Raw genomic sequence first — 20,355 nt, 5'->3', positions numbered from 1 at the left:
CAAAAAAGCGATCTATCCCTAGTCCCACTTAGCGCGATGATCTATTTTGCAACGATTCTCACATATCGTCGACCTGTGATTCATCGCTAAATAGTGCTTCCTTGACCCTATACGCAAACACCGCTTTTGCTGTTAAAACCGCATTTACACTCAGCAGCAGCGATTTAGCAACTATAGTTACCAAAGCCCGCCCACAATAATAGATATGACACTGTGACAAGGAGCATCCATGCTTTTCATTTTTGAATATTTAGCAAACAATTCTTTTGTCTTTTTATTTGTTTCATTAGCGATTGGTTACCCACTTGGTCAATTGACGATTAAGGGAGTCAGCCTCGGCACCACAGCAGGAACGCTTGTGGTTGGCGTTGCTTTGGCACTCACTGCTTTTTCCCTCTTCAATCTAAAAATCGAAGAGCCGGGATTGGTGTCGGACATTTTCTTAATGATGTTTATGTACGCCATCGGAATGAAAGTGGGTCCGCAGTTTTTCTCCGGCTTAGCCCGTGGCGGGATCGATTTCGTCGTTATTGGTCTGATTGTCGTTGTCAGTAACTTTATTATCGTCGTGGTCGGCGCTAAGTTGCTCGGACTCGCCCCCGGCTATGCTGCTGGCATTATATCAGGCAGTTACACCGTGACAGCAGTAATGGGCGTTGCCCAATCAGCGGTCAGCTCAGGGGCATTTGTACCTCCCGACGGCATGAGTATTGATACCGTCAGTGCCAACATTGCCGCCGGTTATGCCATCAGTTATGTGCTATCCACCGTGTTTATTATTCTGCTAATCAAATACCTGCCCGCTCTATTTGGTATTGATCCAGTCAAAGCGGGTCAAGAAGCCGAGGCGCAATTTTCAGATGGAGAGAATAATGAAAAACTGCCGAGTACCTTTGGCTTTTCCGATTTAGATCAACTGCCGATTGATATACGCGCGTATCAAGTGACGCACCAAGAACTGGTGGGTAAATCGGTTCAAGCACTATTTCATCAATGCCCACAAGCCGCCATCCTGCGCGTGGTTCGCGGTGAGCAAATCATTGATGCCTCGGACAATCCCAAATTACAGCTCAATGACATTGTCGGTATTCGGGGTGAATACCAAGTTCTGATTGAGAAAGGAACAAATGTGGTCGGCAACGAGGTTGATGAACCCAGAGCAAGAAACGTTGACCTTGAAGTCGCCGATATTCATGTCGGTAAATCCGATCATGCTGGTAAAACCGTCGCAGATCTGCACTCGGAGATCGGCTTTGGTGTTCATTTCAAAGCCTTGTTCCGTCAAGGGCATCAGCAACCCTTATTGCCACAAACCCAAATTGAAGTCGGCGATGTATTGCGCGTAGCAGGATCGGCATGGTGCGTTGAACAAGCGGCAAAACAGCTCAACAGTGCCCCAATTGTTGAAAGCACGGTCACCGAAACTTTCTACCTCGCCGTTGCCCTGCTTATTGGTTATGTCGTGGGTCACTTTAGCGTCTCGATTGCCGGCATCCCCTTTGCCCTTGGGACATCAGCGGGTTGCATGTTAACCGGTATTATTTTCTCATTCTTACGAACTCGAAATCCCGCTTTTGGTGGGCCGATGAGTGAAGGCGCGCGTAGTTTTTTACAAGATATCGGGCTGAATCTTTTCGTCGCTGTCCTTGCCGCTACGGTAGGACCGAAAATTCTCGCATCGTTTCAGGGTATTGTCGTGATTAAGATTGCTTTGCTGGGTTTGACCGCGGCTTTGGTTCCTCCACTCCTCGCTTGGCTCTACGGCTTATATATCAGGAAAATGAATCCCGCCATTCTTGCCGGAGCATGTGCAGGTGGTCGAAATAGCACCCCCGCTATGAAAGGCGCACAAGACACATGTCAAAGTGATATGCCCGCAATCGGTTATCCCGTCCCCTATGCGCTGACATCGGTGTTAGTTCTGATATTCGGCTATATTGCTATGGTGATAAGTTAGCCGTTATCAATGGTCAATTGCTGACATTGTATGGATTAAAATTGGCATAAAAAAACTCCATCCCGACTCGTCATAGTACAGAGGATGGAGTTTTTAACTTTGAATAGTATCAACCGCCGCTAAACAGCTTAGATACAATCCATATTAGTCATGAGATACCCAGAAATCGTAAACCACAACTTCACCGTAGTTATCAGGGTCATCGGTGTATGAACCTTCTTCTTCAGGGTTACTCTGAGTATAGTTACCAATCTTGAAGTAAGCTTCTCCGTAATCGAGATCCATCAATACCGTGTCACCATTGTCTTTCACCAGATATTGGTCAGCGTTACCCGAAGCATACGCGCTGCCTAGGTTGCCGTCTTCACTGTAGTAGACATAGTGCTTGCCATCGATAACTTCAAACATCACTTCATGAACCGTACCCAACGAGTAATTGGTCTTAATGGTTAGGTTGTCACGCAGTTTGCCGCCGTTGAACGATAGGAATAGGTGTGAACCTTCTAAACGAAGCACCAACGAATCATCAATGCCTTCTTCTTTGTTACCGTGAATCTGAGTCGCCACTAAGTGGTCTTTAACGATAGGCAGGTGAGTAATCGCCTGTTTCGCATACACAACATGCTTGCCAGATGTGGTCCAGTAGATATCTGAACTGCCGTCAGCTTCACGCTCACGAAGCTCAGAACGAATGTAGCTTGAATTCGGTGTCGTACCGTTATCAGAGCGAACTGGAGCAAAGAACACAATACCGTTGCGGTCATCATTCACATAGAAGAATTCGTTGCTTGCTTGGTATAACGTCTTATCTTCCGAGCCGTCAGGGTAAGTGATCTTCCACTGATTGTAGTTACTCATCAAATCAGAAGGATATTCTGCATCGCCGACAGGTGGATCAACCGGATCACCGCCGCCATCACTTGAACTACCGTAGATCTCAACTTCGTTGATGTTGGTCCATTCCGTCCCTGCGGTGTTTTCAAAGGTCTTAATACGGATCTGCTGAGCAGAAATATCCGTTACATCAAAGACTTCAAATCCATCCGTCGTGCCGCTGCTCACATCATCATAAACCTTAGTCCACGAGCCACTGGTACCTGGACGTGCATAAACTTCAAAGGTATAAGCGCGTGAATCACCTTGACCCCATGCAATCGCGACTTCACTCACATTGCTGGTTTCTTGTAGCTGAATCGTTAGGTTGACCGCCTCTGTTGATGAACCCGCCCAGCGAGTTGCCCAATCCGTGCTGCCATCAATCGCGTTGGTCGCCGGATAGTTACCATGACCGGAACCATCATCAAATGCCGTATCGATAGCCAGTGCGTTACCAGAAGTATCATCAATATTGGTTAGAACCCACTGCTGGTTGACGTTGCTGTCACTTGAATCCCACAAGTACAACGACTGTCTCTCCACAGCGCCGCCATTGCCATCGATGGAATAGCCCGTCGCATTACGCTTTTGGAAGCGATAGATTTCGCTACCACTCACCACTTTCACTTTTTGCCAATGTTGGTCGTAGTTGCTTGAATCACACACTTCAAGCGTCACCGCTTGACGTTGTGCACCGCCGCTACCACCGTCCCAGCATAAGTTGGTGCCGTTTTTCTTATATGAGTAATAACCATCACCATGATTAACCTGCACCCATTGCTGATTCACATTCGATTGGTTGGTACCCCATAGATAAAGTTGCTGCCCTTCTTGTGCACCACCATTACCATCAATAGAAAAGCTGGTCCCGTTTTTCTCCATCACAAAAGTTGCTGCGCTAGCGGATGTTGCAAGTGTACCGAACACTGCCATCATCGCGACCGTCAACGGACGCACCATTATCGGTTTCATGATATCTCCTGAATAAATATTCCATTAATTAATTAGTCATTAACCCAACATTTAATGCGTTCTATCATCAACCCTTGCCCAAGAGTGAAGTTAATTAAATGTTGTGAGCATTTGTTGCGAAAGTAACGGTAGCAGCGAAATATTAAAAAAAATAATCAAGATTTTCCCAAGTGTGAGCTAGGTTCTATTACCATATTTAGATAATACAAAAGATGTGAGTTGGCGCTTTATTTTGGTGCAAAAGTAACCACAACCAGAAACAACACATTAATGCTTTCCAGTGCATATAATTAGATAAAAAAACTAACCAAACTCCATAGATTAGTCAAAAACTAGAATCAAACCACCTATATGTTGGACAATATAGAGTTATTTGCCATAAAAAGCCTCCCCTTTATGTTGCACCAATTTCATCAATGACGATTCCACCGCTCAAGTTATCTGCATAACAGAACAGGTAAAAACCATTATTTTGTATGATGTAACTGATGAACTGAACGGCAATAGACGATGCGATCATCCGATATTAGTGTGAGTCAATTAGGCGAATAAGATACGTTAACAAGGTATAGGCTAACCATGTGATTTATAACCTAACTCCCTATTTAACTACGAAATAACTCATATAAAAAACCCCCATTAAATTGAATAATTATTCATTATTGCTGGCCTTTTCAGGTCGTCATATCGCCTATTTTCCGTTCTCTTATGCGGGTAAATCAAAAGCCGTTTTAAACGCCTTTTGCAGTAACGCTAACTTCCTTGTTTCTCTTGGGCGCTTTTTAGTGACTAAGGAGAGATCAAACTGGTAAGTGAGTATGCTCGGCTGGATAATTCTTAATATCCCTGCGTTAAGCTCCTGCTGAATATAACTTTGTGGCATATAGCCTAAGTATTGGCCGGATAGAATCATGGTTTTGCGCATATCAAATTGATAGGAACGTGCATTAAGGTTTAGCTTCCTTAATTGCTCTTTGCCGTCCTTGTGTATGTCAACACCGGGATGAATCGTCGACGCCTGTGCCAAATCTTGCTCTGAGATTTGATGGTCCACCTTGTGGAAAAAAGGATGACGATGGCTACAGCAGAGATAAATGGGCTCTGAGGACAAAGGCTGATAGTCAAGCCCCTCGATAGGCTGGTAATCTGGAAAAATACCGATATGTGCTTTGTCTTTGAGCAATAGCTTTTCAATATTTGAAATGGCATCCCCATCAAGCACAATATGTAAATTCGGCGCTGCCTGATGAACAATCTCTATCGTTTGTGCCAGTTTTAACTGCTTCTTCTCATCGAGCTGATCGGCGCAGAGAATGACTAACTCTCCACTCAACTCTTTCCCTAGCGTCCCTACCAATAGCGAAAAGTCATTCAGGGAGTCGAATAGTTGGATGACCGCCCGGTAAACCGCTTGTCCCTCTTCGGTTAATGAAAAGCCGGATCTTCCTCGAAGACACAGTTTAAGATTCATCCTTGTTTCAAGATTGGTCATATGCACACTGATCGTCGAACGGGTAATCCCCAATGCACCTTCAGCGGCGGCAAAACCGCCATGATCGACCACTGACACAAAAATCCTCAGTAAACGCAGATCATACTCTGTCACTGGGCGGGGAATGATTGAATGAGTTCGCATCTAAATCCTTTTAGTTTTAACTACTTCAAACTTAACGTTGATAGTTTGATATTTAACCTGATGTCTATTTTGTATTCAATAGCTTTGTATTCAATAGCTTTGTATTCAATAGAAGTTCTGCAAACAATGGAGGTGAGTCATGCAAAGTGAACAGGGTTTTGTTCTCAACGACGAGCAGTTGCTCAAGCGTTTTTCTTATATCAACGGCAGTTGGCACAGCAGCGAGTCCGATCTTGCCGTGACCAATCCCTCAAATGGCAAGGTCGTTGCCAAGGTCAGCAATGCCGGTATTGCCGAAACTGAACTGGCGATAAAATCGGCCAAACAAGCCTTACAACTGTGGTCTTCAAAAACCGCCAACGAACGCAGTACCTTGCTGAAAAACTGGTTTAGGTTACTTATCCAACATCAAGATGATCTGGGGCGTATTCTCACTCTGGAACAAGGTAAACCATTGAGCGAAGCGAAAGGCGAAATTGCTTATGGCGCCTCCTATATTGAATGGTTTGCCGAAGAAGCAAAGCGCGTCTATGGCGAGACAATCCCATCACCATCGGGTAATAAAAGGCTCCTCGTCATCAAACAACCGGTTGGTGTGGTCGCTGCGATTACGCCTTGGAATTTTCCCAACGCCATGATCGCGCGTAAAGCCGCGGCGGCGCTTGCAGCAGGTTGTACCTTTGTAGTCCGTCCTGCCACGCAAACCCCGCTCTCTGCGCTCGCTATGGCAGAACTCGCCGAACGTGCGGGCATCCCAGCAGGCGTGTTTAACGTTGTCGTGGGTAAAGATTCGCGCGGTATGGGCAAAGTCCTGACTCAGCACCCTGATGTCGCTAAGTTCACTTTTACTGGCTCAACCGCCGTCGGAAAATCCCTGATTAGCCAATGTGCAACCAGTGTAAAAAAAGTTTCAATGGAATTAGGCGGCAATGCGCCTTTTATCGTATTTGAGGATGCAGACTTAGACGCCGCCGTTGAAGGTGTTATCGCTTCAAAATATCGTAATGCTGGGCAAACCTGTATTTGTACTAATCGCATTTTTGTCCATCAAAGTGTGTTGCCCGCTTTCACCGAGAAATTGACTCAGGCAGTCAGTGAATTAAACGTAGGCGATGGTTTTGCTAAGCAGACTCAGGTCGGGCCGATGATCAACAGCGACGCCGTTAGCGAAGTTGATTCGCTGGTGAACGAATCGATTGCCGCTGGTGCAAAACTCGTCTTAGGCGGAAAACGCCACCCCGCTGGTGACGCCTTCTATTTGCCGACGATTTTAACCCAAGTCACCAATGATATGCCTATCGCCAAAAACGAGATTTTTGGTCCAGTTTCCCCCGTCATAGCCTTCACCAGCGAGGAACAAGTGTTATCGCTCGCCAATGACACAGAATATGGTTTAGCCGCCTATTTTTACACCCGAGATATCGGTCGTATCTGGCGTGTTGCCGAGGGCTTAGATTTTGGCATGGTCGGCATCAATGAAGGTATCATCTCCAACGCCGCTGCGCCCTTTGGTGGCGTTAAGCAATCAGGCAATGGACGTGAAGGTTCTCGACATGGTCTAGCGGACTATATGGAGATGAAGTATCTCTGTATGGGCGGGTTAGATCGCTGAGTTAGCCGCGAACACCAACACTCAAACATCAAGCGTTAGCCATCCGATTCGATGGCTAGTGTCTGAGATATACGCCCCGCTCGGTTATTCTGCCTCAATACAGGCGTGCAGCTGAGCGATTAGCCATTGAATACTATCTTGGCTATCGTACAACTGGTGGGTGAACATCGACAAAGAGAGTTCTGGGATCCCTTTAGGCAGTTGCACAATGCGTATCGGTAACATCTGTTGCAGCTCTTTGGCGATACGCAGCGGCACACACATGAGATTATTTGTTTGAGCGATAACCATGCCGCCCACCGCAAAACTCTGCACAATCATCGAGATATGCCGTGATTGATGCTGCTCGTGCAACCAGCGGTCAATCGGGTCAGCGCCTGAGTTGATTAAGGGCAAATGCACCTGAGGGACTTGGACAAACTCATTTAGCGTCAATCGATCCGCTATTGAGGTTTTTTCTGCCACAATCCCCACATAGTTGTCGGTCAGCCAATGGTAACGGTTGTAATACCGTGGCATCAGTTGCAGCTCATCCACGCCAAGAATAAGGTCAATATGCCCCTGCTCCACCCGCTCCATCTGCATATTTTCAGACAGAATATCGATAGCAATCCTGACGTTAGGCGCCGATTCCTCCAACCTTTTGCCAAGCTTAGGAAGCGCATAAAACTCAAAATAATCTATCGCACCCACATAGAAGGTTTTAGCATCTTGTGTTGGGTCAAAAGGCTTTACCTTCTCAAATGCCATATCTATCGCATTCAAACCCTTTTGAATATCTGGAAGTAACACTTGAACCAATGGCGTCGGCTCCATACCGGTTCTGGTTTTGATAAAAAGTGGGTTATCGAATCGATTACGAAGTTTTGACAGCACATGACTGGCTGCGGATTGACTCATAAACAGTTTTTGCGCAGCTTTGGAAAGGTTTCTTTCTCTTTCCAAGACCACCAAAAGTCTCAGTTGGTTAATGTCCATATCCATAGGTTATCGAAATCCTTCATATCAAAATAAAAAAAACACATTTCCATCATAACGTAACACCAATTAAAAATAGGGAAAAGAAAAACACAACTCATAGGGATTGAGATGAAAAAAGTCACCGTTGCAGCAACGCAAATGTCTTGCTCGTGGGATATCAACGACAATATCGAAAAAGCCGAGCGCCTTGTGCGCCAAGCCGCCGAAAAAGGCGCGCAAATTATTCTTCTTCAAGAACTTTTTGAAACCCCATACTTCTGTATCGAAATCGAAGAGTCTTACCACAAACTGGCCAGTGTGCTAGAGCAAAATGAAGCGTTCCAACGCCTGTCTGCCCTTGCCAAAGAGCTCGAAGTGGTACTGCCATTTAGCTGGTTTGAACAAGCGGGTAACGTTAAATTTAACTCGCTGGCTATGATCGATGCCGATGGCTCGATGTTGGGCGTGTACCGTAAAACACATATTCCTGATAGCGACGGTTACCTAGAGAAATACTATTTTAGTCCTGGCGATACTGGGTTTAAGGTATGGAACACTCGTTATGCTAAGGTGGGTGTTGGTATTTGCTGGGATCAATGGTTCCCTGAGACAGCACGCAGTCTGGCATTGCAAGGAGCGGAACTGTTATTCTTCCCAACGGCTATCGGTAGTGAGCCTAGCCAGCCTGAGATGGATTCACAGCCCCATTGGCAATGTGTGATGCAAGGTCATGCCGCCGCGAATCAAATTCCTGTGATTGCCTCTAACCGTATAGGAACGGAACAAGCGAAGTCTCGCGATCTTGAGATCACCTTCTTCGGCTCTTCCTTTATCGCCGACTATACCGGAGAAATCATCGCCAAAGCAGACCGCAGCACAGAAGGGATTTTAGTGCATGAGTTTGACCTTGATGAAATCGGCTTCCAGCGCAGCGCTTGGGGGTTATTCCGCGATAGAAGACCTGAACACTATTCACACCTAAAGACACTTGATGGGCAATTAAAGGATTAATGCTATGACAGATAAAAAGATGGGCATCACCCCATTGGCGCTTTTCAGCCTCTGCGCCGTACTTGTGGTCGACACCCTTACCGCTTCCGCCTCGATTGGCGTCAGCTCGCTAGGTTGGTGGGCACTGATTTTAGTTATCTTTGTGATCCCTTATGGACTGATTACTTCAGAACTAAGCGCCGCTTACCCCGGAGAAGGTGGCATATACGATTGGGTAAAACGGGCTTTTGGCTCTAGTTGGGCGATTCGCACCACTTGGTTCTACTGGATTAATGTCGGTCTCTGGATGCCCGCCGTTTACATCTTGTTTGCCGGCATGTTTGCGGAGCTGTTTTTTCCTGATCTCTCCCTAGCCGCACAAGTGGTGATCTGTGTTGCTTTAACGTGGGGCACCGTTTGGGTCTGTAATATCTCGACCGATATTGGTGTGATGATCACCAACTTCTGCGCCGTGCTCAAAGTTGTAGTCATTTCTGTATTGGGTGTGGGTGGATTTATCTATGCCGCACAAAACGGCGTAGCCAATGAGTTTTCACTGGCTAATATGGCGCCCTCTTTCGACTCTGGCGCTGCCTTTTTACCCGCATTAGTGTTCAATCTTATGGGATTTGAACTCGTCGCCACGATGACTCGCGATATGAAAGACGTCAAGCAGATGCCAAAAGTGGTCTTTCTTGCCATCGGCATCACTGCGCTGCTTTATATTGTCGGTACGCTGGGTATTCTTCTCGCCTTACCTGTGGAGCAAGTCGGTCTTGTTTCCGGCATCGTCGATACACTGAAAGTTTTATTTGGCGACGGTCCATTCGGTCAATTTATGATTTATGCCCTAGGTATCGTCACGCTGGTGACCTTCGTTGGCAATATGGTGAGTTGGACCATGGGTTCGAGCCGTGCCGCCGCACAATCCGCTAAAGAGGGAGAATTGCCGGCTATCGTCGCGAAAACGTCAAGCAAGCACGGTACACCAGTTGGAGCAAATATCATTACTGGATTGGTGTCTACGTCGGTGATCTTAACTTACGCTCTATTCGCCAGTAGTAATGACGAGCTGTTCTGGTCTATGTTTGCCTTTTCTAGCTGCGTGTTCTTAATGCCTTACCTATTTATGTTCCCAGCCTATCTGTCATTGAGAATCAAAGATAGTGCGACCGAACGTCCCTTTAAAGTGCCCGGTAGCCTTGCGGTACAAAAAGCCCTCACCGTACTTTGCTTCCTAGTTATTCTACAAGCGGTGGTGCTGTTTATTCTGCCAGACATTATTTTTGGGACTGTGGATTGGCAATATACGCTGCCCATCTTAATCGGTGTCTCTATCACTATTGCTATCGGTGAATTTCTGCTGCTTCGCGCTAAATTACAAACACTGCCAAGCGGTAAAACGGAGGTCGCATGAGTCAAACTCTCTCCTCTCACCCAAGAGCCGATCATTTTTACATGCCAGCTGAACATGCACCGCAAAGTGAAGTATGGATGGCTTGGCCGTCACGCGGCGACAACTGGCGTTACAGTGGAATGCCCGCTCAACAGGCGTTTATGGATGTGGCTATCGCCATTTCGTCACAGACTCAAGTAGTGATGTTGGTTGAGCATGCGCATTTCGAATATGCAAGAGCGCAGCTTCCGGCGAATATTCAAGTCATTGAAATGTCCTATAACGACTGCTGGATGCGCGACATCGGTGCTACTTATGTGATTGATGAACAAGGTGAGCGGCGCGGTATCAGTTGGCAATTTAATGCTTGGGGTGGACTGGTCGATGGTCTCTATTTCCCTTGGGACTTAGACAATGCCGTCGCCAATAAAATGCTCAACCTCACGCGAGATGATGTCTATCACGCGCCATTTGTGCTGGAAGGCGGAGCCATTCATACCGATGGCGACGGTACTCTTTACACCACCGAGGAATGTTTACTGCACCCAAGTCGCAACCCTGACTTGTCCAAAGCAGACATCGAGCAGCAACTAAAACAGTTTCTTGGCATTGATAAGGTTATCTGGCTGCCGCGCGGTTTATATAATGACGAAACCAACGGTCATGTTGACAATATCATGCACGTTGTTAAACCCGGCGAAGTCGCATTAACTTATTGTGACGACCCGAGCGACCCTCAATATGAGATTAGCCGTCAAGCGATGGATACATTAAGTACCCAGCGAGACGCCAAAGGACGATCCATCAAGGTTCACAAACTACCGATGCCCGGTCCTTTATATATGAATGAGGAAGAAGCCGCTGGAATCATCCAAAGCCAAGGAATGGAACGAGAAGCCGGCGAACGACTCGCCGCCTCTTACGCCAACTTCTTGATCAGCAATGGGCAAGTTATCTATCCCTTGTTAGATGAAAAATCAGACCAACAAGCCAAAGCCGTACTCGAAAAAGCCTTCCCCGATCATGTAGTCACCGGGGTTCAAGCAAGAGAGATTTTGTTGGGTGGTGGCAATATTCACTGCATTACCCAGCAAGTGCCTGCGGTTTAAGTAAGCTCGTCGATGATAGCGTGACGCTTAACCAGCCTTTCATCGACGAACGCGACCCGCTCACATTTGGTGTGGTCAACTAATATTGTTCTGATGACAAGAAGCCGCTAATTTAAGCGGCTTTTTTAATGGTGATGGTTGCAAGATAAGTCTGCATATTTCAATAGACCTTGAGATCTAGCATTGTAAAGTTACTACATCTTGCCCCATGCCCGTAGAAAGTCGTGTGCATTGAAAAAACCATGAGCATACTTGTAGCATGCTTTTGGACAAAGGCGTGTCAGGTGGTTCTTCTAATTTAGCTATCATCGAATAACTTTAGGTATCCAAAAAACGCAATCAGTCACCGCTGAACGCAGTGCCTGAGATGGAAGAAAATGGACAAAATCGTTCATCTCAGATGTGTGGGGGTGGATTTACTTTATGCAGGATTTTGCATTGACCATGCAGTAAAACATCTGTCTAACAGAGCTGTTCACCATCGGGATATTTTACCTCCCTCTAACTCAATTTGTATTACTGAAAAATGGTGCAAATGATTGAATAGCCGCGACTTCCAGCAAGTCTTTTTCTAGTTCTTTATAGAGCCTACTATAAGCATAATTCCCCATGCTTATACGTTTTACCCCTAACTTAGAAAGAGTCCTGAAATCAGGTAAACGTTGGGTACACATTACGTTCAGAGGTAGATCAGTGAATTCTACAAGAACCTTAATGTCCTCTTTTTCCTCTAAAAACGGTACAAAAATGCCATCAGCGCCTGCTTTCTGATACAGGGATATACGAAGCTTTGTTTCCTCAAGTGGAGTATCGCCTTTAACTAAATAAGCATCTGTTCTTGAGTTCAAGAATATGGATATGTCTGATGCACGTAAAAGTGCTACCAAACCAGAGATGGTATTTTCCATTACATATGGATCTTTGAGAACTCTCTTTCCACCAATGACTACACTATCTTCGATGTTAATGCCAGCGACTCCAATTTCAGCTAGCGCCTTAATATTCTCGTAGATTTCAGATATTGTATCCCCATAACCAGCCTCAATATCAACAGTTAATGGAATGGTTGTTCGGCTCTTAATCTTAACAACAAGATCGTGCAACTCAGAAAAGGACATTTCTTCACCATCTGAATACCCAAGCATACGAGAAATGGCTGCGCTGGAAGTACCGATACATTGATAACCAGCCTGCTCCGCTATAACTGCGCTCGACACATCCCATACGTTACATATCAAAACTGGCTCTGGTTGAAAGTGTAAGCTTCTGAAATACATATCAATAATCCTTATGACCATCTTCAGATAAAAGCTAACACGACTATGGTAGTAATGGATAGTCATGCGGATGAAATTTTTTGTCTACACATGTTTATTTTGATAGAAAATGGGAGTTTTCTGTCAGGGTCTTGCTGCTACGAACCATGAGCAAAAGTACGGTGATTTCAGTGGCACGATCCACCACTGAGTAATTATGTAAACGCGCTTTGGGGCACCTCTGAGTTACAAAGTGCCAACGGTGAAAGTTCTGGACATTTCTGAGTTACGAACTACTCAACGCCACCTGCGATAATTGAGATCAGTTTGACCTTCTAGAGAAGTTGGCATACACTGTAATTGCAATATAATTATGGTGTGGTGATGTCTTATTTAAGCTTTGAATGGGATCCGAACAAAGCAGCGAGTAACAAGCGAAAGCATGGAGTGACTTTCGATGAAGCAGAATCGGTTTTCTATGATGAGTTTGCCCGAGTCATTCCTGATCCGGATGGTTCAGTTGGAGAAGAACGCTTCATCATCATGGGCCGCAGTGAACAATACAACACGCTCGTGGTTTGTCATTGCTATCGAGGTAGCGATGAACGGATCCGTATAATTTCAGCAAGGAAGGCTGAAAAGCGAGAGCGTAAGCAATATGAGGACTATCGTTATGCGTGATCAATATGACTTCTCTAATTCAATCGCTAACCCTTATGTCAAAAAGACAAAAAAGCAAATCACTATCCGTCTAGATGAAGATGTTGTGACTTACTTTAAAGAGTTATCTGACAAAAACGGGGTTCCTTACCAAAATCTAATCAACTTATATTTAAAAGACTGTGCTAGTAAGCACAAAGAATTAAAGATGGATTGGCAATAAAACCAGATACTGCCGATACAAAAAGCCGCTAATGCGGCTTTTTGACCTTTAGGAACTTGGTTTTTTAACTTTGACATAATGAACAATAGTGACCCTTCGTCATTATTTTGTTGATAACATCCACTAAAGCGGGATGGGGCAAATTCGCGTCACCAGGAGCCGGTCTATTGATGCAAACCTATCTATATCGCTGGCATAAGCTACTACCCAAGGATCTACCGTGTGGTCTCAATAACAAGACTTAACCCCATACATTTCTTTTCAAATCATCGCATCGTGACTTTAGATATCTCTGCACTGTATACTCCACCAAATTGCGCAATTTAATTAGTGAAACCGATAAAATGATGACTGACGAAGAAAGAATCGAACTGCAACGAAACAACCCACTGCATGGGCTAAAGCTAGAGACTATGTTGCAAGAATTGGTGGATTTTTATGGCTGGGATATTCTAGATACAGCAATGCGCTTTAACTGCTTTAACACTAACCCTTCGATTGCGAGTAGCGTGAAGTATTTAAAGAAAACAGATTGGGCGAGAGAAAAGTTAGAAAACTTTTACCTTTACCGATTCAAGCGCATGCCACGAGCGAGTGCAGAAGAATATGATTTATCACCGAGAGCACGTACTTTCCCTAATGGTCTTGAACCTAAAGAGCCTATGCAGCTAACTGTTGATTCTATTCTTAAGTCACAAGCTAAAGCAGCCTCTGCATTTAAAACACGCTCACCTCGTGGACGCCCGACACGTCGATAGCATGACACCGCTTGATTGATTGTTAGAAGATAATGAGCCTAGCTTGATGTATCAAGTGAGGCTCATTGGGGCTTTAGAGGATATGATTGACGTGATGACACACACCAGACCCTCTCTCCTTACTGCTTTTTATTATGTCTGTCCCAACTTCACTTCGGCACTTCAAAGGCGATTATCTCTACTTCTCGCTCTAGTAATTAGAGTGCTAGAGCGAGTTACCGAACACCGCAGCAACCACGATGATTAACTCTGATACTGCTCTAACACTCATCAGATCAGCTCTATAAAGTTGGCCTAGGTTCGCTGTCATCAAACTTTATAATAACTATCCGCTAAGTACATCAATGGATACTTGCAAGCTAGCGTTCGAATCACCACCGACAAAGATAGTGACCTTTGCAGGCTCTTGCTCAATCGTTACTTTCTTGCCATAGAAAGCGAATTCGTTTTTGGTTAAAACAAATTCAATCGTTTTGCTTTCAAAAGCCTTTAAATCTACTTTTTTAAACGCCTTTAGCTCTCTACGAGGGCAAGTGGTTGAAGTCCCTTTCTGTGAGATATAGCATTGAATCACTTCACTCCCATCAATCTCAGAATCATTTGTCACTTCAACGGAAACATGGACTTCCTCTCCGATAGAGACTTTAGGTTTACGTGATTGCAGATCACGATATGAAAAACGGCTATAGCTCAATCCAAAACCGAACGGATACAGTGGTGTATCTTGGCAATCCTTATAAGGCTGATAATCTTGATACGCGCGCATTTTTCCGAGTTCTTTACGTGCGTAGTAGATCGGGACCTGCCCTGTAGTACGAGGGACCGTCATCGAAAGTTTGCCAGATGGATTAGACAGACCATAGAGAATTCGCGCAACCGCGTTCCCCGTTTGAGTACCGCTTTGCCATGCATAGACAAGTGCATCTGCGTATTGCTCTATCGCAGGAGACGGAATCGGACGCCCTGTACATTGAACCACAATTAGCGGTTTCCCCGTTTGCCCTATCGCTGATATAAGTTGCTCTTGACCAGCTGGCAATGCCAATTCAGCCACATTGCGCGCCTCACCCGTTCTTCTATGGCTTTCTCCAATACACAACACGACCACATCAGCACGATGCGCGCATTCAACCATATCGTCACTGAACGCAGAACTGTCAGTCAGTGTGATATTTTGCTGCGAATAAGCCTTGAGTCCGTCAGCAATAGAAACCACATCTTCACTGCTGCCATCCAAACACCATGAGCCAAGATGCTGTCTCTGTGATTCCGCATGCGGACCAATAACCGCAATGGTTAAGCCTGAATCAATCAAGGGCAAAGTTTGGTTTTCATTTTTTAACAACACCAAGCTTTGTTCAGCAAGGGCTAGTGCTTTGCTCGCATGCTCGGGTTTGCCAAGCACACTCAAGTGACGCATTGGATCAATACACGGGTTCTCAAACAAACCAATTCGGAATTTAGCTCGAAGCACTCTGCTCACCGCTTCATTCAGATATGTCATAAGCGAAGGATTCATTTCGATCGCTCTCGATAAATTCGCTTCATAGGCTTCGTCTGGCATGGCCATATCGACGCCCGCTTCAAGTGCCAGCATGGAAGCATGCACACTATCACGCGCAACACCGAAATACTCAAGATCAGATATTGAGCCCCAATCACTTACCACCAAGCCATCAAAGCCTTGCTGCCCTTTAAGCCAGTCACGGACCAATGGTTTAGAGCTTGTGACGGGTGTGCCACCAAGATCATTGAATCCAGTCATCAATGAACCAACATCAGCATCAATCGCTGCCTTAAAGGGGGGGAGATACACATTATGTAAACTGTTCTCTGAGATTTCAGTTGTATCGTAGTCTCGACCTCCTTCAGAAGCGCCATAGCCAACAAAATGCTTAGCACAGGCCAAAATATTTTCTGGTTGAGTTAAGTCGTCGCCTTGGAAACCGCGCACGACCGCTTTAGCCATTTGACTGGTTAAATGAGGGTCTTCACCATTGCTTTCTATTACGCGTCCCCAGCGAGGGTCGCGCACAATATCGAGCATCGGGGCAAAGGTCCAATTGATGCCTAGTGAGGCCGCTTCTGCCGCAATACCACGATATGCTTCCTCAACTAATGACGGGTTCCAAGAACAGGCTTGGGCTAGCGGAATCGGTAGCACCGTTTTTTGTCCATAAATAACATCTCGAGCAAAAATAATCGGAATGCCTAATCGGCTTTCTTCTACCGCTACTTTTTGAATTTCATTGAGCTGATTTGGGTCAACCGACTCCCCAGGTGCATTACCTGCCCATGCGGTGTCTGCCAAAATTCGTGAACCCCACTTTCCATCGCGAACTTTACTCAAGTAATCCGCTTTATGGGAATCATAATCGAGCATTGGTGATTGACATAACTGACCCATTTTTTCGACTAACGTCATGCGTGACAGCAAGTCTTCCGTACGGGTATCAATAGAAAGTGACGAATCTTTATATTTGTCCATGATTGTCACTCCGAAACTGACTTAAGTTTATAGTTAGGAAACGCTTCGATTAAAAACTCACTCATTTCATCAGCCATTTCAGTATCGCCATTTTGTAATGCAAGTACTCGCAATCGTTCTGCCGCTTCAGGTACATAACGCGCGTCCAATTCAACATAAGTTTCAATGAACATTTCAAGCTGTTGCTGATTTAACTTAGCCAAGATTTTTTCAGGCATAACTTTAGCGTCGTCGTAAAAAGACGGCTTAGGTCCAAGCACTGAGTTTTCCCAAGTTTCAAGCACTTGCTGAAAGCCGCCAAAATATAGGTCACCTTGACGCAACTCGAGTTTGTTCATCCCTTTCAAAGCAATGACCAAGTCTCGCTCTTCAAGCTGTTGGTGAGCGTAAGTATTATATTGTTCAGAAAGTTGATATGTTTTTAGCCATGCAGAACCGTACGCGATCGCCACCAAAAGGGCAAAGAGCCCGAGTTTTATTCCACTGCTCATCACTTCACCCCAACACCGGTAAACGCTTTAATAAAGTTTTTCTGTAAACAGAAGAACACGATAACCACAGGTACAGCAATCATGGTCGTCATCGCCCACAACTGCTCTAAATTAGTACCTGGCACTTCAGTTTGGAAATTATAGAGAGCCAACTGTAGTGTCATTAGCGACTCATCTCTGACATATAAAAGTGGTCCCATAAAATCATTCCAAGCTCCCATGAACGTTAGGATACCAACCGTTGCTAAAGCTGGTCTTAACATAGGTAGAACTATCTTTCTAAAAATACGAATTTCATTAGCACCGTCAATTCGAGCCGCTTCTAAATAGGCGTTATCGATTTGTTTCATGAACTGAACAAGAAGAAATATATTATAAGCGCTGATAGATCCTGGAATAATAAGCACTCGGTACGTATTTATCCAATCCCACTCATACATCATCATATATGTGGGGATGGTAAATAATACAGCAGGGATCATCATGGACCCTAGAATCACTTTTAACCAGAATTCTCTTCCTGGTAGGTTCGTTTTAACAATGGCATATGCGACCATTGAAGAAAATAACACATTCAAAAACGTGACTGATATAGAAATAAATATCGTATTAAAGAAAACTCGACCTAAGTTTATCGATCCAAAAACTTCTACATACCCTCTAAATGACCACTCTGTCGGTAGACTATTAGGTGAGTGCATGATCTCAGGCCCAGTTTTAAATGAGTTAATTAACATAAAAAAGAAAGGGTATAGCACCACGATTGAAGCGACAATTAATGTTACGTAAACGAGTAACATCGTATTTTTATTCTTATTCATACTTAGTTATCCTTACTTGTGATTTTTAATTGCATCATCGTGAGTAGATAAATAACAGCAGCAAGCATTAATCCTATGGTTGAAGCCTCGCCCATTTGCATTTTTTCGAAACCAACTTGATACAGATATAAAACTGGGGTCAACGCAGATTGATAAGGTCCACCACTTAGATCAAAGTTCATAAAGACTTCAATAAACATCTGTAATCCGTTGATAATATTCATCGTCATAACAAATACAATCTGAGGCATAATCATAGGTAGAGTGATTTTCCGTGTCTTTCTCCACCAAGAAGCACCATCGATATCAGCGGCTTCAAACAGAGAACGATTAATACTCGCGATACCACCTAAAAATATGATCATCTGAACGCCAAACCATTTCCATGCACTGAATACAGCAATTACAGGCATTGGGAGCCACTCTTCAAACTTCCAGAAAACAGGTTCAGATATAACATTGGCGTTGATCATCGAGCTTTGTATTGGTCCTGATGGACCTGAAATAAAATCGAAGATAACCATAGCAACAGTTATAGATGTTATGACAGGAATAAACATTATCGTTCTAAAGAAACTTGCCATAAACTTAATTTCATTTAACAGCAAAGCAAGACCAAGTCCAATTAAGAAGCTTAGAAAAACGAATATCACTTGATTAAAAAGAACATTAAACAACGACTTCCAAAACATGACGTCAGTTACAACAGATAGCCAGTTTGCCAATCCAACAAACCGCGTATTCTCAGGAAGTAGAATATTTGTCTCTAGAAAGCTACTTTCAAATGACAAGAAAAATGGGTACATTAAAAAAACAGTGAAATATATTATCCAAGGCGCAAGGAAAATATACCCCATAATGAGATTGTTCTTTTTCATATTATTACCACTAAAAGTTATATATTAATGAGAGAATATTTTCTTTGCTTGATTACTCGCTGATTCAACGGCAACTTCGGCAGTTATTTCATTTTTTAGAACAACCCTAGAATACTGTTGCAGTAATATGGTTGCGACATCAGCCGACTGTGAAAAAGGCTCACTCATAATAGTGTGGGGAAGTTGGTCGACAAATGGTTTTGCTTCCTTACTTTGGTAGTAAGGTCTGCCTTGTAATTCGGTTAATACTGGCAACTGTCCAAGTTCAACGTTAGCAAGATGATTGAGTTCATCATCCATGAGCAATTGCACAAACGCCCAACTCAATTTCTCTACTTCAATCGTATTCTTGAATATCATCAGTGCACGACCATCAAGGGTTGAATAAGAAGTATCGCCTTTATTTAAGGTTGGTATCGGTGCTAGGCCAACGTCTTCTCCCACAACCATTGGTCGTAGTGCAGCCTCTTGTAAATTTGCTTTCCAACCAAAGCCAAACTGTGGCCACATGCCAATATTACGAGAGAAGAAGCTCTTTTCCATCGTCAATGGAGCAAACTTTTGTGCTTGCTGCATCGTCTCTAAGAACTCTGTCATATTGGCCTCATCTTTATCGAAAATAGGATGAGTTCCAAAGCGATTAAGTAGTGTAAATTCCCCCTCGTTAAAGTTGTAATATAGCTGCGCTAACATACCCCAATACCAGCTTCCTGATGACAAGACATCATTCCAAAAAACGGTCCCGTATACTGGGCTTCCATCAGCACGAGGTGGCAGTTGATTAATTTTCTCTGCTGCGGATAAAAACTCTTCCCAAGTTTGTGGGGGCTGATCTGGATCCAGCCCAGCCTCAATAAATAATTCTTTGTTATATATCATTAATTGAGTCGTCGCACTCCATGGGATGTAGTAACTACGACCAAAATTTTTACGGAGAAAAACAGGATCGATTCTGTCTATAAGCTCCTGATATCCATCAAATTGTTCAAGATATGCAAGCTTACCCATTTTTGCATACTTGGCAGGTTGATAGCCAAACACGCCCGCATATAAATTCGGTAAATCCCCTGCCGCCATTCGAGTTTCTAAATTCTCATCGTTTGAAACGACAACTTCAACATCGGGATATTGCTTATTAAACTCAGGTACAACGACACTACGAACAAAATTCATATAGTTGCCAGCAGGAGTCATGACTTCTAGCTTAGTTGCGGCAAACGTAACTGTCTGACAACTTAGAGCAAGCACACACCCAATTAACCATTTTTTCAT

At 44.4% G+C, this 20,355-nt stretch carries 17 protein-coding genes; 8 read left to right on the top strand and 9 right to left on the bottom strand.

The features are described from left to right. The first annotated feature begins 229 nt into the window (after nucleotides 1-229). Nucleotides 230-1,957 (top strand): aspartate:alanine exchanger family transporter, encoded by a 1,728-nt coding sequence (locus tag L9Q39_RS04630; protein WP_237483947.1) that lies wholly within the window; start codon nucleotides 230-232, stop codon nucleotides 1,955-1,957. Nucleotides 1,958-2,101: 144 nt separating this feature from the next. Here L9Q39_RS04630 and L9Q39_RS04625 read toward each other — a convergent pair whose 3' ends face one another. Next, nucleotides 2,102-3,805: a polysaccharide lyase family 7 protein gene (locus L9Q39_RS04625; RefSeq protein WP_290369120.1), complete on the bottom strand. Its 1,704-nt coding sequence runs from the start codon at nucleotides 3,803-3,805 to the stop codon at nucleotides 2,102-2,104. A gap of 706 nt (nucleotides 3,806-4,511) precedes the next feature. Continuing rightward, complete coding sequence (locus L9Q39_RS04615) at nucleotides 4,512-5,441, bottom strand: LysR family transcriptional regulator (RefSeq protein WP_237483946.1); 930 nt, start codon at nucleotides 5,439-5,441, stop codon at nucleotides 4,512-4,514. A gap of 139 nt (nucleotides 5,442-5,580) precedes the next feature. Between L9Q39_RS04615 and L9Q39_RS04610 the strand changes: the two genes are divergently transcribed. Further along, entirely contained in the window at nucleotides 5,581-7,053 is a 1,473-nt protein-coding gene (locus tag L9Q39_RS04610) for an NAD-dependent succinate-semialdehyde dehydrogenase (RefSeq protein WP_237483945.1), read from the top strand. Nucleotides 7,054-7,137: 84 nt separating this feature from the next. On the opposite strand, the gene L9Q39_RS04605 is transcribed toward L9Q39_RS04610, so the two are convergent. Then, the gene (locus L9Q39_RS04605; protein ID WP_237483944.1) at nucleotides 7,138-8,037 is read right to left on the bottom strand and encodes a LysR family transcriptional regulator; all 900 of its coding nucleotides are present in this window, start codon (nucleotides 8,035-8,037) and stop codon (nucleotides 7,138-7,140) included. A gap of 105 nt (nucleotides 8,038-8,142) precedes the next feature. On the opposite strand from L9Q39_RS04605, the gene aguB reads away from it, so the two are divergent. The 3 genes from aguB to aguA are packed head-to-tail and all read left to right on the top strand — an operon-like array spanning nucleotide 8,143 to nucleotide 11,508. Beyond that, nucleotides 8,143-9,024: an N-carbamoylputrescine amidase gene (aguB, locus tag L9Q39_RS04600; RefSeq protein ID WP_237483943.1), complete on the top strand. Its 882-nt coding sequence runs from the start codon at nucleotides 8,143-8,145 to the stop codon at nucleotides 9,022-9,024. 4 nt (nucleotides 9,025-9,028) lie between these two features. Then, the gene (locus tag L9Q39_RS04595) at nucleotides 9,029-10,420 is read left to right on the top strand and encodes an APC family permease (RefSeq protein WP_237483942.1); all 1,392 of its coding nucleotides are present in this window, start codon (nucleotides 9,029-9,031) and stop codon (nucleotides 10,418-10,420) included. Further along, nucleotides 10,417-11,508 carry an agmatine deiminase gene (aguA, locus tag L9Q39_RS04590; protein ID WP_237483941.1) on the top strand — a complete coding sequence of 364 codons (1,092 nt, stop codon included), beginning with the start codon at nucleotides 10,417-10,419 and terminating at the stop codon, nucleotides 11,506-11,508. The genes L9Q39_RS04595 and aguA overlap by 4 nt, the downstream gene beginning before the upstream one ends. 506 nt (nucleotides 11,509-12,014) lie before the next feature. Here the strand turns inward: aguA and L9Q39_RS04585 are convergent. Then, nucleotides 12,015-12,785 carry an isocitrate lyase/PEP mutase family protein gene (locus L9Q39_RS04585; RefSeq protein WP_237483940.1) on the bottom strand — a complete coding sequence of 257 codons (771 nt, stop codon included), beginning with the start codon at nucleotides 12,783-12,785 and terminating at the stop codon, nucleotides 12,015-12,017. Between the two features lie 363 nt (nucleotides 12,786-13,148). Here L9Q39_RS04585 and L9Q39_RS04580 point away from each other — a divergent pair, with 363 nt between their 5' ends. From L9Q39_RS04580 to L9Q39_RS04570, 3 genes are all read left to right on the top strand, one after another. Then, entirely contained in the window at nucleotides 13,149-13,445 is a 297-nt protein-coding gene (locus tag L9Q39_RS04580; protein WP_237483939.1) for a BrnT family toxin, read from the top strand. Beyond that, nucleotides 13,438-13,647 carry a BrnA antitoxin family protein gene (locus L9Q39_RS04575; protein ID WP_237483938.1) on the top strand — a complete coding sequence of 70 codons (210 nt, stop codon included), beginning with the start codon at nucleotides 13,438-13,440 and terminating at the stop codon, nucleotides 13,645-13,647. The genes L9Q39_RS04580 and L9Q39_RS04575 overlap by 8 nt, the downstream gene beginning before the upstream one ends. A 344-nt stretch (nucleotides 13,648-13,991) precedes the next feature. Then, nucleotides 13,992-14,405 (top strand): VF530 family protein, encoded by a 414-nt coding sequence (locus tag L9Q39_RS04570; RefSeq protein WP_237483937.1) that lies wholly within the window; start codon nucleotides 13,992-13,994, stop codon nucleotides 14,403-14,405. A 325-nt stretch (nucleotides 14,406-14,730) separates the two neighbouring features. On the opposite strand, the gene L9Q39_RS04565 is transcribed toward L9Q39_RS04570, so the two are convergent. From L9Q39_RS04565 to L9Q39_RS04545, 5 genes are read right to left on the bottom strand one after another with little or no spacing between them, the layout of a single operon-like run. Continuing rightward, on the bottom strand, nucleotides 14,731-16,893 hold the full coding sequence (locus L9Q39_RS04565; protein WP_237483936.1) for a glycoside hydrolase family 3 N-terminal domain-containing protein: 2,163 nt from the start codon (nucleotides 16,891-16,893) through the stop codon (nucleotides 14,731-14,733). 5 nt (nucleotides 16,894-16,898) lie between these two features. Further along, nucleotides 16,899-17,384 (bottom strand): hypothetical protein, encoded by a 486-nt coding sequence (locus L9Q39_RS04560; protein ID WP_237483935.1) that lies wholly within the window; start codon nucleotides 17,382-17,384, stop codon nucleotides 16,899-16,901. Then, entirely contained in the window at nucleotides 17,384-18,205 is an 822-nt protein-coding gene (locus L9Q39_RS04555) for a carbohydrate ABC transporter permease (protein WP_237483934.1), read from the bottom strand. The genes L9Q39_RS04560 and L9Q39_RS04555 overlap by 1 nt, the downstream gene beginning before the upstream one ends. 2 nt (nucleotides 18,206-18,207) lie before the next feature. Beyond that, a complete protein-coding gene (locus L9Q39_RS04550; RefSeq protein ID WP_237483933.1) occupies nucleotides 18,208-19,083 on the bottom strand; it encodes a carbohydrate ABC transporter permease in 876 nt (291 codons plus the stop codon). Nucleotides 19,084-19,107: 24 nt separating this feature from the next. Beyond that, on the bottom strand, nucleotides 19,108-20,355 hold the full coding sequence (locus tag L9Q39_RS04545) for an extracellular solute-binding protein (protein ID WP_237483932.1): 1,248 nt from the start codon (nucleotides 20,353-20,355) through the stop codon (nucleotides 19,108-19,110).

It is taken from the genome of Vibrio hippocampi (assembly GCF_921292975.1).
In the GTDB taxonomy this organism is placed as follows: domain Bacteria; phylum Pseudomonadota; class Gammaproteobacteria; order Enterobacterales; family Vibrionaceae; genus Vibrio; species Vibrio hippocampi.
This window is presented reverse-complemented; position numbering and strand designations above follow the sequence as displayed.

What these genes read in the sequence shown, in the direction of transcription:
- aguA (WP_237483941.1), top strand. Translation starts at nt 10,417, where the DNA reads ATGAGTCAAACTCTCTCCTCTCACCCAAGAGCCGATCATTTTTACATG.
- L9Q39_RS04595 (WP_237483942.1), top strand. Translation starts at nt 9,029, where the DNA reads ATGACAGATAAAAAGATGGGCATCACCCCATTGGCGCTTTTCAGCCTC.
- L9Q39_RS04615 (WP_237483946.1), bottom strand. Translation starts at nt 5,441, where the DNA reads ATGCGAACTCATTCAATCATTCCCCGCCCAGTGACAGAGTATGATCTG.
- L9Q39_RS04545 (WP_237483932.1), bottom strand. Translation starts at nt 20,355, where the DNA reads ATGAAAAAATGGTTAATTGGGTGTGTGCTTGCTCTAAGTTGTCAGACA.
- L9Q39_RS04610 (WP_237483945.1), top strand. Translation starts at nt 5,581, where the DNA reads ATGCAAAGTGAACAGGGTTTTGTTCTCAACGACGAGCAGTTGCTCAAG.
- L9Q39_RS04550 (WP_237483933.1), bottom strand. Translation starts at nt 19,083, where the DNA reads ATGAAAAAGAACAATCTCATTATGGGGTATATTTTCCTTGCGCCTTGG.
- L9Q39_RS04565 (WP_237483936.1), bottom strand. Translation starts at nt 16,893, where the DNA reads ATGGACAAATATAAAGATTCGTCACTTTCTATTGATACCCGTACGGAA.
- L9Q39_RS04630 (WP_237483947.1), top strand. Translation starts at nt 230, where the DNA reads ATGCTTTTCATTTTTGAATATTTAGCAAACAATTCTTTTGTCTTTTTA.
- L9Q39_RS04580 (WP_237483939.1), top strand. Translation starts at nt 13,149, where the DNA reads ATGTCTTATTTAAGCTTTGAATGGGATCCGAACAAAGCAGCGAGTAAC.
- L9Q39_RS04575 (WP_237483938.1), top strand. Translation starts at nt 13,438, where the DNA reads ATGCGTGATCAATATGACTTCTCTAATTCAATCGCTAACCCTTATGTC.
- L9Q39_RS04585 (WP_237483940.1), bottom strand. Translation starts at nt 12,785, where the DNA reads ATGTATTTCAGAAGCTTACACTTTCAACCAGAGCCAGTTTTGATATGT.
- L9Q39_RS04555 (WP_237483934.1), bottom strand. Translation starts at nt 18,205, where the DNA reads ATGAATAAGAATAAAAATACGATGTTACTCGTTTACGTAACATTAATT.
- L9Q39_RS04605 (WP_237483944.1), bottom strand. Translation starts at nt 8,037, where the DNA reads ATGGATATGGACATTAACCAACTGAGACTTTTGGTGGTCTTGGAAAGA.
- L9Q39_RS04570 (WP_237483937.1), top strand. Translation starts at nt 13,992, where the DNA reads ATGATGACTGACGAAGAAAGAATCGAACTGCAACGAAACAACCCACTG.
- L9Q39_RS04560 (WP_237483935.1), bottom strand. Translation starts at nt 17,384, where the DNA reads ATGAGCAGTGGAATAAAACTCGGGCTCTTTGCCCTTTTGGTGGCGATC.
- L9Q39_RS04625 (WP_290369120.1), bottom strand. Translation starts at nt 3,805, where the DNA reads ATGAAACCGATAATGGTGCGTCCGTTGACGGTCGCGATGATGGCAGTG.
- aguB (WP_237483943.1), top strand. Translation starts at nt 8,143, where the DNA reads ATGAAAAAAGTCACCGTTGCAGCAACGCAAATGTCTTGCTCGTGGGAT.